General features: G+C 64.5%; 13 protein-coding genes, 1 other RNA gene and 1 pseudogene. 7 read left to right on the top strand and 8 right to left on the bottom strand.

The features are described 5' to 3' along the window. The 8 genes and pseudogenes from ML401_RS27625 to ML401_RS27660 form a co-directional block, all read right to left on the bottom strand. Positions 1-513 (bottom strand): dihydrofolate reductase, encoded by a 513-nt coding sequence (locus ML401_RS27625; RefSeq protein ID WP_285807617.1) that lies wholly within the window; start codon positions 511-513, stop codon positions 1-3. Then, on the bottom strand, positions 513-998 hold the full coding sequence (locus ML401_RS27630) for a GNAT family N-acetyltransferase (protein WP_194403854.1): 486 nt from the start codon (positions 996-998) through the stop codon (positions 513-515). Before ML401_RS27630 ends, ML401_RS27625 begins: the two co-directional genes overlap by 1 nt. 5 nt (positions 999-1,003) lie before the next feature. Further along, on the bottom strand, positions 1,004-1,798 hold the full coding sequence (locus ML401_RS27635; RefSeq protein WP_212067633.1) for a thymidylate synthase: 795 nt from the start codon (positions 1,796-1,798) through the stop codon (positions 1,004-1,006). A 171-nt stretch (positions 1,799-1,969) separates the two neighbouring features. Next, complete coding sequence (locus ML401_RS27640) at positions 1,970-2,950, bottom strand: tripartite tricarboxylate transporter substrate binding protein BugD (RefSeq protein ID WP_212067634.1); 981 nt, start codon at positions 2,948-2,950, stop codon at positions 1,970-1,972. Between the two features lie 117 nt (positions 2,951-3,067). After that, positions 3,068-4,582: a tripartite tricarboxylate transporter permease gene (locus ML401_RS27645; RefSeq protein WP_246776340.1), complete on the bottom strand. Its 1,515-nt coding sequence runs from the start codon at positions 4,580-4,582 to the stop codon at positions 3,068-3,070. 7 nt (positions 4,583-4,589) lie between these two features. Then, positions 4,590-5,351 (bottom strand): tripartite tricarboxylate transporter TctB family protein, encoded by a 762-nt coding sequence (locus ML401_RS27650; protein WP_212067635.1) that lies wholly within the window; start codon positions 5,349-5,351, stop codon positions 4,590-4,592. A 95-nt stretch (positions 5,352-5,446) separates the two neighbouring features. Then, positions 5,447-5,977: a chromate transporter gene (locus tag ML401_RS27655; protein ID WP_212067636.1), complete on the bottom strand. Its 531-nt coding sequence runs from the start codon at positions 5,975-5,977 to the stop codon at positions 5,447-5,449. Beyond that, positions 5,974-6,578: pseudogene (locus ML401_RS27660) on the bottom strand (chromate transporter). The gene ML401_RS27655 and the pseudogene ML401_RS27660 overlap by 4 nt, the downstream one beginning before the upstream one ends. Positions 6,579-6,662: 84 nt before the next feature. Here ML401_RS27660 and ssrA point away from each other — a divergent pair. From ssrA to ML401_RS27695, 7 genes are all read left to right on the top strand, one after another. Then, positions 6,663-7,028, top strand: a transfer-messenger RNA (tmRNA) gene (gene ssrA / locus ML401_RS27665). A gap of 126 nt (positions 7,029-7,154) precedes the next feature. Next, complete coding sequence (locus ML401_RS27670) at positions 7,155-7,673, top strand: SspB family protein (protein ID WP_212067637.1); 519 nt, start codon at positions 7,155-7,157, stop codon at positions 7,671-7,673. Between the two features lie 87 nt (positions 7,674-7,760). Beyond that, on the top strand, positions 7,761-9,194 hold the full coding sequence (fumC, locus tag ML401_RS27675; protein ID WP_211416346.1) for a class II fumarate hydratase: 1,434 nt from the start codon (positions 7,761-7,763) through the stop codon (positions 9,192-9,194). A gap of 280 nt (positions 9,195-9,474) precedes the next feature. Then, positions 9,475-9,663: a DUF4169 family protein gene (locus ML401_RS27680; protein WP_194403863.1), complete on the top strand. Its 189-nt coding sequence runs from the start codon at positions 9,475-9,477 to the stop codon at positions 9,661-9,663. Then, complete coding sequence (locus tag ML401_RS27685; RefSeq protein ID WP_025038043.1) at positions 9,660-9,911, top strand: ribbon-helix-helix domain-containing protein; 252 nt, start codon at positions 9,660-9,662, stop codon at positions 9,909-9,911. Before ML401_RS27680 ends, ML401_RS27685 begins: the two co-directional genes overlap by 4 nt. Before the next feature lie 119 nt (positions 9,912-10,030). Further along, entirely contained in the window at positions 10,031-10,309 is a 279-nt protein-coding gene (locus tag ML401_RS27690; protein ID WP_194403864.1) for a FeoA family protein, read from the top strand. 73 nt (positions 10,310-10,382) lie between these two features. Then, positions 10,383-12,254, top strand: a complete 1,872-nt coding sequence (locus ML401_RS27695) for a ferrous iron transporter B (RefSeq protein ID WP_194403865.1) — start codon at positions 10,383-10,385, stop codon at positions 12,252-12,254. Positions 12,255-12,556: the final 302 nt, after the last annotated feature.

Genomic DNA, 12,556 nt, shown 5'->3' on the forward strand with positions numbered 1-12,556 from the left:
TTAATGGCCGCGCCGCCGACGATATGTCACATAGGAGTAGTCGGCGCTGTCGAGGGGGCCGGCGGGATGGCGGACGCGTCCAACCTCGTCCCATTCCGCCTTGTCGATGTCGAAATGCGTGTCGCCTTCGGGCCGGGCATGCACTTCGGTGATCTCGAGGCGATCGGCGCGGTCGAGCCATTGCCGGAAGATCTCGGCGCCGCCGATCACCGCGATCTCGGTGACCGAACGCCGCAGGGCATCGCCAAGCGCAACCGCGCCGGCATCCGCGGCGGATGTCGTGATGACGGCCCCATTGGCGCGATAAGCCGCATCGCGCGTGATCACGATATTGGTCCGGCCCGGCAGGGGACGGCGGGGCAGCGATTCGAAAGTCTTGCGGCCCATGATCACGGGCTTGCCGATGGTCAGCGCCTTGAAGCGCGCCATGTCGGACTTCAATCGCCACGGCATCGCATTGCCCGCGCCGATGACGCCATTCTCCGCGATCGCGACGACGAAGACGATCTCCATCAGGCAGAGCTCCCGGCAAGCCGTGTCAGCGCCGGCCCGGTGACGCGGCAAAGCGTCCAGTCGTCCATCATGACGGCGCCGAGCGATTTGTAGAACGCGATCGACGGCGCGTTCCAGTCGAGCACCGCCCATTGCAGTCGCGACCAGCCGTTGTCGACGCATTCCTTCGCGAGATAGACCAGCAGCGCCTTGCCGAGGCCTTTGCCCCGATGCGATGGCCGGACGTAGAGATCCTCGAGATAGATGCCGTGGCGGCCGCTGAAGGTGGAGAAGTTCGAAAACCAGACGGCAAAGCCGACGGCTTCACCGTTCCACTCGGCAATCGCACAATAGAGCTGCGGCCTGTCCCCGAACAATGCCTCGGCGATGTCGGCCTCGGTTGCCTCGACCTCATGCGAGAGCTTCTCGTACTCGGCGAGCTCGCGGATGAAATCGAGGACGAGACCGGCTTCACCCGGGCGCACGCGGCGGATGTTGAGCGACATCCGAGTCAGACCGCGACTTCCGCCTTGATGTGCGGATGCGGGTCGTAGCCAACGAGCTCGAAATCCTCAAAGCGGAAGGACGACATGTCCTTCACGTCAGGGTTGATCCGCATCACCGGCAACGGACGCGGCGTCCGCGTCAGTTGCAGCCGCGCCTGCTCCAGGTGATTGGAATAAAGATGGGCGTCGCCGAGCGAGTGCACGAAGTCGCCGGGCTTCAAGCCCGTGACCTGCGCGACCATCATGGTGAGCAGCGCGTAGGAGGCGATATTGAAGGGCACGCCGAGGAAAACGTCGGCCGAGCGCTGATAGAGCTGGCACGACAGCTTGCCGTTCGCGACATAGAACTGGAACAGCAGGTGGCAGGGCGGCAGCGCCATCTTCTCGACGTCGGCGGGATTCCAGGCGGTGACGATCAGCCGGCGGGAGTCCGGGGTGCGCTTGATCATGTCAACGACGTTGGCGATCTGGTCGATGCTGCGGCCGTCGGCCGTGGGCCAGGAGCGCCATTGGTGGCCGTAGACCGGGCCGAGATCGCCATTGGCATCCGCCCACTCGTCCCAGATGGTGACGCCGTTGTCGCGCAGATATTTGATGTTGGTGTCGCCCTTCAGGAACCACAGCAACTCGTGCACGATCGCCTTCAGCGGCAGCCGCTTGGTGGTCAGCATCGGGAAGCCCGCGGACAGATTGAAGCGCATCTGATGGCCGAACACCGAGAGCGTGCCGGTACCGGTGCGATCAGTCTTCTCCGCGCCGTCTGAAAGAATCCGCTCGAGCAGGTCCTGATACTGGTGCATGTGCGACTATGCCTTTGGGAAGGCGGCGAACTTAGCGACCGCCCCCGCGCTGCAACAGCGGCGATTCGCTGTCCGTACCGATTATACCCGGAAAAATGAGTGGTCTCGGCGCAAACGACAAGGGGCGGAACTCGGCGTCCCGCCCCTCGCCTATCAGCTTGAAAGTACAGCTTAAGTGGCCGGCTTCAGCACCGGGGTCCACTTCGCGATCTCGTTCTTGACGAGGGTGGCCAGCGCTTCCGGCGTGCGCTCCGCAGGGGTCGGGATGACGCTGCCGAGCTCGAGCAGGCGCTTCTTCACGGTCTCGTCGTCGAGCGCCTTGCTGGCCGCGGCGGTCAGGGTGGCCACGATCGCGGCCGAAGTTCCCTTGGGCGCGAACATCGCATTCCAGGCCTGGGCCTGGAATTTCGGCAGGCCGGCTTCCGCCGTCGTCGGCACGTTCGGCAGCGACGGATTGCGCTCCGGCGTTGCGATCGCGTAGGCCTTGATGGTGCCGGCGTTGATCTGCGGCACGGCGTTGACGATCTGGTCGCACATGTAGTCGACCTGGCCTGCCACCAGCGCGTTCATCGCAGGTCCCGTGCCGTTGAAGGGCACGCCGACCGGCTTGATGTCGAGGATCGAGTGCAGGAGCTCGCACGAGACGTGCGAGACCGAGCCCACGCCGGCATGCGCGGCGTTGACCTTCTCGGCATTGGCCTTCACGTAGGTCACGAACTCCTTCAGGTCCTTCGCCGGAAAGTCCTTGCGCGCCAGGATCAGGATCGGCGTGCCCGCGAGCAGCGCGATCGGCTCGAAGTCCTTCTCGGGATGATAAGCGAGTTTGGGATAGAGCGGCACGGAGGCGGCATGCGTGCCCATGTGCCCGGTGATCAGCGTGTAGCCGTCATTGGCCGCACGCGCGGCGCGCGTGGTCGCGGTGGTGCCGCCGGCGCCGACCACGTTCTCGATGATGATGCTCTGTCCGAGCGTCTGCGCCATGTGCGCGGTGACGATGCGCGCGACGACGTCGGTCGGGCCGCCGGCCGCGAACGGCACGACCATGGTGATGCTGCGGGTCGGGTAGGTCTGCGCCTCGGCTGGCGCAACGAACGTGCAAAGCGAGGCGAGCGCCGCGGCACATGCGCCCGTGAGCGCGCGAATGAAGGTCATGTCGATCCCCTTTGGACACAAAAATGCCGGCCCAAGGGCCGGCATTTCCATTTCACAAAGCCGTAACACAAGTCGATTGGACTTCCGAATGCGGCGTGCCGACGCAGGAGCGCGACCTCAGTTCTCGGATTCGGTGAACACCTCGTCGCGCTTCGATCGGAGCGCTGGCAGCACGGTGAGGACGAGAAGGGCCGCAGCGACCGCCAGCAGCACCGCCGACAACGGACGCGTCAGGAACACGCTCCAGTCGCCGCGCGAGATCAGCAGCGCACGGCGCAGGTTCTCCTCCATCAACGGTCCCAGCACCATGCCGAGCAGCAGAGGCGCCGGCTCGAAATCGTGCTTGATCAGCCAGTAGCCGACGAGACCGAACACGCCGGCAAGGATGACGTCGACTGGCGCGTTGTTCACCGAATAGATGCCGATCGCGCAGAAGATAACGATCGAGGGGAACATCAACCGGTACGGCACGCGCAGCAGTCTCACCCAGATTCCGACCAGCGGCAGGTTGATGATGATCAGCATCAGATTGCCGATCCACATCGAGGCGATCATGCCCCAGACGAGGTCCGGCTGCTTCTGCATCACTTGCGGGCCCGGCACGATGCCGTGAATGGTCATCGCGCCCACCATCAGCGCCATCACCGCGTTCGGCGGGATGCCGAGCGTGAGCAGCGGGATGAAGGAGGTCTGCGCCGCGGCGTTGTTGGCGCTCTCCGGCCCCGCCACGCCCTCGATCGCGCCGCGGCCGAACCGCGACGGGTTCTTGGCGAGCTTCTTCTCGAGCGTATAGGCGCCGAACGACGCAATCGTCGCGCCGCCGCCGGGAAGGATGCCGAGGATCGAGCCGAGCACGGTGCCGCGCAGGATCGCGGGCGCCGAATCGATCAGATCCTTTCTGGTCGGCATCAGGCCGGTGATCTTCTGCTGCACGAGATCGCGGCTCATCTCGGCGCCGGCGTCGAGATTGCGGATGATCTCGGCAAAGCCGAAGACGCCCATCGCCACCGTCGCAAAGCCGAGACCGTCGGCGAGCTCCGGAATGTTGAAGGCCATGCGGGAGGCGCCGGTCTCGATGTCCGAGCCGACCATCGACAGCAACAGGCCGAACACGATCATCGCGATCGCCTTCAGCACCGAGCCCTTGGCCAGCACGACCGCAAAGATCAGGCCGAGCACCATCAGCGAGAAATACTCCGCCGGACCGAACGCCAGCGCGAGCTTGGTCAGGGGCGCGCCGAGCACGGCGATGAGCACGGTCGCGACGCAGCCGGCGAAGAACGAGCCGATCGCGGCGATCGCCAGCGCCGGGCCGGCGCGGCCTTGCCTCGCCATCTGGTGGCCGTCGATGGCCGTGACGACCGACGTCGCCTCACCGGGTATGTTGACCAGGATCGACGTGGTCGAGCCGCCATACTGGGCGCCGTAATAGATGCCGGCGAGCATGATCAAGGCGCCGACCGGCGGCAGTCCGAAGGTGATCGGCAGCAGCATCGCGACGGTCGCGATGGTGCCGATGCCCGGGAGAACGCCGACCAGCGTGCCGACGAGAGCGCCGATCAGGCACATCAGCAGGTTGATCGGCGAGAGCGCGACGACGAAGCCGTGAGCGAGGTTGGCAAAAAGGTCCATCACGCCCTCACTGATTCAGGAAACGCGGAAACATCGGCATCGGCAGCCCGAGCACGTATGGAAAAAGGATCGCACAACCTACCGTCAGGCAGGCGCCGACGATCGCCGCTTCACGCCAGCGCGTCTCCTCCGAGCCCATCGCGGCGATCATGAAGCTGACAAAGGCCGTGACCACGACGCCGAGCGGCCGGATCGCCAAAGCGAAGAACAGGATCGCGGCCACCACGAACAATGGTCCTCGCCAGGCATAATGGGCCATCGCCGGCCCATCGGTCAGAAGACCGGTCAGGGCGATGCCGGCGGACAAGGCAACCAGCAATCCGCCGAACATGCGCGGCGCGGTGCCTGCGCCGAAGGAGAAGCCCCGCATGCCCTGCAAATCGCTCCCGGCCCACAGCGCGAACAGGGCAACCGCCATGAGGACGACGCCTCCGACATAATCCTGCGCCGACCGGACCGTCATGAACAGCGTGAGAATAGCCACCACGAACAGCGGGTAGGAATAGATCAGCGCGAGCAGCACATCCGATGACGCCTTCTTGGTGTCACCGCTGGCCGCACCGATCAACGCTCCTGGCGCGCCGGCGAGCAACGCCGTGGCGTGGCCGATCACCACGGCGGCCGGGCCGCGGCCGGTACCCCATCCGAAGATCGTCCCGATCGACCAGATCAATTCGAAGATCTGCGGCGCAATCGCCAGCAGACAAAAGCCGACCGCCAACCGGGTGTTTCGGGTGGCCGTCGTTGAGTGGCCCATCGTGTCGGCCATGCATGTCTCCTCCGCGACCCGTAAGTCACGAGCACTGTTGTTCTAAATCGGCTGGAACTGGATCCCCCGCCCGGATCACTGCCTAGCGATTTTCATTACACAATGCCAGCAAAACCCAACAGGCCCCCGACAAGCAGAAGCCAGAGTGGATTGAGGCGCGAGACCGATACAATGACCGCAACTATTGCGGTCAGAAGCAGTGCAGCAATTGTGCGATCGGTCGACTGGGCCAGGATCAGGGCACTCGCCGCCATCAATCCGATCGAGAGAGGAACCAGTGCAGCCTGAATCAGGCCGGGCCAGCGCGATCGGCTCGGCCTGTTGAGGAGCCGGCTGACATAATAGGCAAGCAGCGCCGTCGGCAGACACATCGCCAGCGTCGCCGCCAGAGCGCCGGGAATGCCGGCGACGGCATAGCCGATTAACGTCACGATAAGCACGTTAGGACCTGGCGAAAGTTGCGCGATCGCATAGGCATCGCTGAACTGCTTCTCGGTCATCCAGTGATGGACCTCGACCGCGATGCGGTGCATCTCGGGCACCGCCGCCGCGGCGCCGCCGACCGCGAACAGCGACATCAGTCCAAAGGTGGCGATCAGCGCCCAGATCGGATTCTCGGCGTTCATGCTGCTACTTTCCGTCGCAGGAAATAAGTGGCGCCGACACTCACAGGGATCGCGGCCAGCAGCACCGTCGGAAGCGGCAGGCGGAGCACGCCGATGGCGAGGAACACACCGAGCATCAGGATCAGCGCGAGGGGGTCCGTCCGCTTCAGCAGGGGCTTCATCATGCGGAAGACCACCGCGATCAAAAGGCCGACCGCCGCACAGGAGACGCCTGCGAGGATCCGCCGCAGCACCTCCACATCGCCGAACCGGGCATAGATGATCGCAAGCACCGTCATGATCAGGGTCGGCGGCAGCAGCAGCCGGCGAAGGCGGCAACGCCACCGGCAATCCCGCGCAGCCGCGCGCCGAACACCATCGACAGATTGACGATGTTGGGCCCTGGCAGGAAATGGCAGAGCGCAAAAGTCTCGTTGAACTCGTCCGCATTCATCCAGCGGTGCTGTTCGACGATGGCCCGCCGGGCAAACACCAAGACCCCGCCGAAGCCCGCCAGCGACATCCGGGCGAAAGCAAGGAACAGGTCGAGCAGCCCGGGCGGCACGGCGGCAGCGGCTGGATGGTCCGGCTCTTGTGGGGCCGGTGCAGAATCCTCGGACATGTCAGAAGCTTAGAACGGCGGCCGTGACGCGGCCAAGCCTGGCGGGAACCTATCTCAAGGGAACCTCGGGATGGCCGCTCGAAACACCTGTCATTTGAAACCTTTGCCCCCTATATTGGGGGTGCCGGTTCGCCGGCTATGGAAATAAACGGTCGTCGTAATAAACCATTCGGACCCGGGGGCGGTACCCGGCGCCTCCACCAAAGCCCACCAACGGACACTCCGGAAGCGGGCTTTGGCGGGGGCGAAATAGGATCGACGAGGGCGTAAAGGGCGTGCTTTTTCCCGGTATTGTTCCGCCGTTATCGGGCTACTGCAATAGTTGCCAACGACAACTTTGCTCCGGTTGCTCAGGCTGCGTAACGCAGTTTGAAAGACCATCTTAAAGTCCTAACGGGTTAAGCTCCGTTAGGCGGGGTTCGGAGGCACCTGGCAACAGAAGCCTCCACTTACCTTATTCCTACCCCGGCGATTTCCTGCCCGACGGGACTCCTGCTGACCCGTCAGGCGCGGTACTATCGCGGCTTGGCGAGTCGGGCCGGCAGGGCCCCACTCCTGCAATGCAACAGGACGACCATGGCGACCGATCATATCCGATACGATGTGCTGGCCCGCGACGCGCTGCGCGGCGTGCTGCGGAAGGTGCTGACCGATGCCGCGTCCCATGGACTGCCCGGTGAGCACCATTTCTTCATCACCTTCGTGTCGAAGGCCGAGGGCGTGAAGCTGTCGTCGCGGCTGCTGGCGCAATATCCGGAAGAGATGACGATCATCCTGCAGCACCAGTTCTGGGATCTGACCGTGCTCGAGGACCGCTTCGAGGTCGGCCTGTCCTTCGGCGGCATTCCGGAGCGCCTGATCGTGCCGTTCAGCGCCATCAAGAGCTTCCTCGATCCGTCCGTGAAATTCGGCCTTCAGTTCGACACCTCCGACGTCGCCGAGGTCGCGCCCGAGACGCTGCCCGCCGCTCCTGCCCCGTCCGCGGTCGCGGTGCCGGCGCCTGCCGCTCAAGCGGCGGAAAGCACGGAAGAGCCGGCGGCCCCGAACCAGGGTGGCGCCGAAGTCGTGCGGCTCGATCGTTTCCGCAAGAAATGATCTAGATTGGGCCGGAGCCCGTCGCGCCCGGCCAAACTCCCTATATAGAGGCACATGAAGAGGCCGTGCGGCGTTTCGCGCGGCGGAATGGATGCGCTCATGGCCAAATCTGCTCGCCCCAAAACTGCTCGCCCCGCGACCCGCACCGAGACCGACAGTTTCGGCCCCATCGAGGTCCCCGCCGATCGCTATTGGGGCGCACAGACCGAACGTTCGCGCCAGAACTTTCGCATCGGAACGGATCGCATGCCGATCGCGCTCGTGCACGCACTCGGCATCGTCAAGCTCGCCGCCGCGCAATCCAATCTTGAACTCGGCCTGCTCGACCAGCGCCGCGCGGGTGCCATCATCCGCGCCGCGCGCGAGGTGATCGAGGGCAAGCTCGACGATCATTTTCCGCTTGTCGTGTGGCAGACCGGCTCCGGCACGCAGACCAACATGAACCTCAACGAGGTGATCGCCAACCGCGCCAATGAACTGCTCGGCGGCGAGCTCGGCGCCAAGAAGCCGGTGCATCCCAACGACCACGTCAACATGAGCCAGTCGTCGAACGATTCGTTTCCGACCGCGATGCACATCGCGGCCGCAAGCCGCATCAACGCCGACCTCGTCCCTGCGCTCAACGAGTTGCTCCGCGCGCTACGCAAGAAGGAGAAGGCGTTCGCGAAAATCGTCAAGATCGGCCGCACCCACACCCAGGATGCGACGCCTCTGACGCTCGGCCAGGAGTTTTCCGGCTATGCCGCTCAGGTCGAAAGCGGCATCGCGCGGCTCAAGGTCGCGGTGAAGGACCTCCATCCGTTGGCGCAGGGCGGCACCGCCGTCGGCACCGGCCTCAACTCGAAGCCGCGCTTTGCAAAACTGTTCGCAAAGCATGTCGCCGGCATCACGAAACTCCCCTTCACCAGCGCCGCCAACAAATTCGAGGCGCTGGCCTCGAACGATGCCTATGTACTGGTGCACGGCGCCATCAATTCGGTGGCGACGGGCCTGTTCAAGATCGCCAACGACATCCGCCTGCTCGGATCCGGCCCACGTTCGGGGTTGGGCGAGCTGATCCTGCCGGAGAACGAGCCGGGCTCGTCGATCATGCCGGGCAAGGTCAACCCGACGCAATGCGAGGCGATGACCATGGTGTGCTGCCAGGTGTTCGGCAATCACACCGCGATCACGGTGGCCGGCAGCCAGGGCCATTTCGAGCTCAACGTCTACAAGCCCGTGCTCGCCTACAACATGCTGCACTCGATCCGCCTGATGGCCGATGCCGCGCGATCCTTCACCGAACATTGCGTCAGCGGCATCCGTGCCGACGAGAAGCGCATCGACGAGCTCATGCAGCGCTCGCTGATGCTGGTGACGGCGCTCGCCCCGAAGATCGGCTACGACAACGCCGCCAAGGTGGCCAAGACGGCTCATGCCAACGGCACCACGTTGAAGGAGGAGGCGCTGCGCCTCGGCCTGGTCTCGGCCGACGAGTTCGATCGCCTGGTGCGCCCCGAGAAGATGACCAGCCCGGGATAAAATTCCGAATTCCGATTGCCATCCGTAATGATACGGACCCCCACGCCTTAGAAATGTGCGGCTTTGGGGGCGGGATTTGATTACCGTCAATGTTCTGGCGGGACGGCGTGCTACGCAGCCCTTCTGCCCCCTCGACGGGGCCAATTTCATCCTTTGATGGCCCAAGGGGCCGATTGACGAGGACGAGCGAATGGCGATCAAGTCATGTGGGGCGCAACGCGGCACCCTGTTACGGAATGTTTCATCCAGCCTGAAGAGGATCGGATGATGGAGACGCGACATGGGGAACGTCATCAACCTGAATCGTTTCAGGAAGCGCGCCGAGCGGCAAGCCTCGGCGAAGCAGGCGGAGGCCAACCGGACGAAGTTCGGGCGCACGAAGGCGGACCGGTCGGCGGAGCAGACGCGCGCGGACAAGGCGAAGGCGCACCTGGATCAGCATCAGATCGATCGCGAGGAGCAGCCATGAAGTCGCCCGTCGTGAAACGGTCGATCGTCGTCGCCGGGCACAAGACAAGCGTTAGCCTGGAAGAGGCGTTCTGGAACGGCATGAAGGAGATCTCCGGCCTGCGCAACATGACGTTGTCCGAGCTGGTCGGCGAGATCGACAACAACCGCCAGCAGGGCAATCTGTCGTCGGCGATCCGTCTGTTCGTCCTGGACTACTTCAAGAGCCGCGCCATGGCCGCCCAGCCGGACAAGGTCCCGGCCCAATAGCCAGCCGTCGGGGGCGCCTTCGAGGGCGCCCCGCCGCCCGCACTTTAAAATCACTCTAAGGTGCGGTTTCAACGAGCGCATTCGCTTGACCTCAATGCCTTGCGTTGAAAATACAGGGCATGACCGACACCAATAATGACACGCGCCCGCATATGCCGCTGGGTCTGGCCCAGCGCGGCTATACCGGCGTCATCCAGCACCTGTCCGCGCGCGAGGCGGGCTCGGCGCTCTCCGACATCGAACTCGAGAGCCGCCTGATCGAGCTCGGCTTCGTCGAGGGCGCCCGGGTCGAGGTCCTGCACGAGGGGCTGGTCGGGCGCGATCCGATCGCCGTGCGGGTCGACAGCATCACGATCGCGGTCCGACGACGCGAGGCCATGGCCGTCATCGTCGCCTAGATGGCGACCGGACGCCTCATCCCAGGCTTTTCGACAAGCCTTTCGCCAAGCCGTTTGCCAGGCCTTTGATCACATGGAATTACCCCTGCTGCATCTCGCCCTGGTCGGCACGCCCAACAGCGGCAAGACGTCGCTGTTCAACGCCCTGACCGGCAGCCGGCAGAAGGTCGCGAACTATCCCGGCGTCACGGTCGAGCGCAAGGAAGGCTTCTTCGTCACCCCCCTGGGACGCCAGGTGTCGGTGGTCGACCTGCCCGGCACCTACTCGCTGCGCGGCCGCAGCCCGGACGAGGAGATCACCCGCGACTTCGTGCTCGGCAAGGCCTCCGGCGAGACCGTGCCCGATCTCGTGCTGTGCGTGGCCGATTCCACCAATCTGCGGCTGACCATCCGCCTGCTGCTCGAGCTCAAGCGCACCGGACGGCCGATGGTGCTCGTGCTCAACATGTTCGACATCGCCGCCCGCCGCGGCATCACCGTCGACGTCGAGCGGCTCGCCAAGGAGCTCGGCCTGCCCGTGGTCACCTCGATCGCGGTGCGCAAGGGCGGCACGGCCGACCTCCTGAAGCTGACCGACGAGATCTCGGCCAAGCTCGCCGCCGAAGCGGAGGCCAACAGCTGGCGCGCGCTCAGCGTCTCCGAACTCCGCGCGACCCAACGCGAGGCCGACCGCATCATCGCCGACTGCGTCAGCCTGCCTACGAGGCCCGACACCTGGACCGCGCGGATCGACGCGGTCGTACTGCATCCCGTCGGCGGTCTCATCGTGCTGATGCTGATCCTGTTCGTGATGTTCCAGGCGGTGTTCGCCTGGGCGCAGCCGGCCATGGACCTGCTCAAGTCCGGCTTCGACTCGCTCGGGGAGCTGGTGCAGGCCACCCTGCCCGACGGCCTGTTGCAGAGCTTCCTGCAGAACGGCGTGATCTCCGGCGTCGGCAGCGTCATCGTGTTCCTGCCGCAGATCATCCTGATCTTCCTGTTCATCCTGCTGCTGGAAGATTTCGGCTACATGGCGCGCGCCGCGTTCCTGATGGACCGCATCATGGGCGGCGCCGGGCTGCATGGCCGCGCCTTCATTCCGCTGTTGTCGAGCTTTGCCTGCGCCATTCCCGGCATCATGGCGACGCGCGTGATCGACAACAAGCGCGACCGGCTGACCACGATCCTGATCGCGCCGCTGATGACCTGCTCGGCGCGCATTCCGGTCTACACGCTGATCATCTCCGCCTTCATTCCGGCAAAGGACATCTGGGGCTTCATCAACCTCCAGGGTCTCGTGATGTTCGGGCTTTATGCCTGCGGCATCATCAGCGCGCTGGCCGTTTCGTTCCTGATCAAGTTCTTCATGCTGCGCGACTATGCGCCGGCGCCCTTCATGCTGGAGCTGCCGGACTACAAGATGCCGCGGCTGAAATCGATCGTGATCGGCATCTACACCCGCGCCAAGATGTTCCTGGTGCGCGCGGGCACCACGATCTTCTCGATGATGGTGCTGATCTGGTTCCTGGCCTCGTTCCCACAGCCGCCGGCGGGCGCGACCGATCCAGCGATCGACTTCAGCCTTGCGGCGATGATCGGCAAGGCGCTCGAGCCGCTGCTCGCCCCGGTCGGCTTCAACTGGCAGATCGCGGTCGCGCTGATCCCGGGCATGGCGGCGCGCGAGGTCGCGGTCGCAGCCCTCGGCACCGTCTACGCGATCGAAGGCGGCAAGGAAGCGGCCGAGCAGATCGGCCAGGTGCTGGCGACGAAATGGTCGCTCGCCACCGCTCTGTCGATGCTGGCCTGGTACATCTTCGCCCCGCAATGCGCCTCAACGCTGGCCGTGATCCGGCGCGAGACCGGCAGCTGGACCTGGATGGCCGTGACCTTCACCTACATGCTGGTGCTGGCCTACGCCGCGAGCCTTTTGACCTACAACGTCGCGGTCGCGCTCGGGGCTGGATAGCCCCTCCAAAACTAAAACCGCGAAAACAACCCCATGCACAGTAGGCGGGGGTTGTGAAATCAACGACTTAAGTTTGACACGAAAGTCATCCGACCGAAGCTCCGTGCGGTTGCCTCGTCGGGCAAAACGGCGTCGTGGCATTGGGCAGTGAACGTCTCAGTGAGTGGATCGGCCGCACCGACTGAACCTGCCCGCGTTCAATTTTGAACCCAGGCCGAGAGCAGTCCGGCGCGACTCTTGGAAACGGCTCGCCGGGAACCCGGCCGCTGCTAAAGAGTTCCTTCTACGGGCCTACTTTGGTC

The sequence above is a fragment of the Bradyrhizobium sp. 62B genome, assembly GCF_030272265.2.
Taxonomy (GTDB): domain Bacteria; phylum Pseudomonadota; class Alphaproteobacteria; order Rhizobiales; family Xanthobacteraceae; genus Bradyrhizobium.

Excerpts from the sequence above, each read along its gene's own strand:
- ML401_RS27625 (WP_285807617.1), bottom strand. The coding sequence starts at position 513 with ATGGAGATCGTCTTCGTCGTCGCGATCGCGGAGAATGGCGTCATCGGC.
- ML401_RS27630 (WP_194403854.1), bottom strand. The coding sequence starts at position 998 with ATGTCGCTCAACATCCGCCGCGTGCGCCCGGGTGAAGCCGGTCTCGTC.
- ML401_RS27635 (WP_212067633.1), bottom strand. The coding sequence starts at position 1,798 with ATGCACCAGTATCAGGACCTGCTCGAGCGGATTCTTTCAGACGGCGCG.
- ML401_RS27640 (WP_212067634.1), bottom strand. The coding sequence starts at position 2,950 with ATGACCTTCATTCGCGCGCTCACGGGCGCATGTGCCGCGGCGCTCGCC.
- ML401_RS27645 (WP_246776340.1), bottom strand. The coding sequence starts at position 4,582 with ATGGACCTTTTTGCCAACCTCGCTCACGGCTTCGTCGTCGCGCTCTCG.
- ML401_RS27650 (WP_212067635.1), bottom strand. The coding sequence starts at position 5,351 with ATGGCCGACACGATGGGCCACTCAACGACGGCCACCCGAAACACCCGG.
- ML401_RS27655 (WP_212067636.1), bottom strand. The coding sequence starts at position 5,977 with ATGAACGCCGAGAATCCGATCTGGGCGCTGATCGCCACCTTTGGACTG.
- ML401_RS27670 (WP_212067637.1), top strand. The coding sequence starts at position 7,155 with ATGGCGACCGATCATATCCGATACGATGTGCTGGCCCGCGACGCGCTG.
- fumC (WP_211416346.1), top strand. The coding sequence starts at position 7,761 with ATGGATGCGCTCATGGCCAAATCTGCTCGCCCCAAAACTGCTCGCCCC.
- ML401_RS27680 (WP_194403863.1), top strand. The coding sequence starts at position 9,475 with ATGGGGAACGTCATCAACCTGAATCGTTTCAGGAAGCGCGCCGAGCGG.
- ML401_RS27685 (WP_025038043.1), top strand. The coding sequence starts at position 9,660 with ATGAAGTCGCCCGTCGTGAAACGGTCGATCGTCGTCGCCGGGCACAAG.
- ML401_RS27690 (WP_194403864.1), top strand. The coding sequence starts at position 10,031 with ATGACCGACACCAATAATGACACGCGCCCGCATATGCCGCTGGGTCTG.
- ML401_RS27695 (WP_194403865.1), top strand. The coding sequence starts at position 10,383 with ATGGAATTACCCCTGCTGCATCTCGCCCTGGTCGGCACGCCCAACAGC.